This window comes from Clostridioides sp. ZZV14-6009 (assembly GCF_020658095.1).
GTDB lineage: Bacteria > Bacillota > Clostridia > Peptostreptococcales > Peptostreptococcaceae > Clostridioides.
In genome coordinates, this window is sequence record NZ_JAGWDG010000102.1 from 1 (window position 1) to 204 (window position 204).

1 protein-coding gene is annotated in these 204 nt (G+C 27.0%); it reads right to left on the minus strand.

Features of this window, described 5'->3' with window-relative positions; translation table 11 throughout:
• Positions 1-204 (minus strand): transposase (locus KGF36_RS20085; RefSeq protein WP_227854990.1); only part of this gene is annotated, 204 nt, incomplete at both ends.

A 204-nucleotide genomic window follows, 5' to 3' on the forward strand; every position in this document is an offset into this window, starting at 1 on the left:
TAATTCTTTGCTTATTCCAATTATTACTGAACTTCTTCATCTTTGATAATCTTCTTTGTTCCAATTTCAATCTATAGTTAGCTTTTCTTAACCATTTAGGATTGTTAAATATGCTTCCATTAGAACATATTGCAAAATCTTTTAAGCCTAAATCTATGCCAATATACTTATTAGATTCTTCTAATTGTTTTATGTCAACCTCAC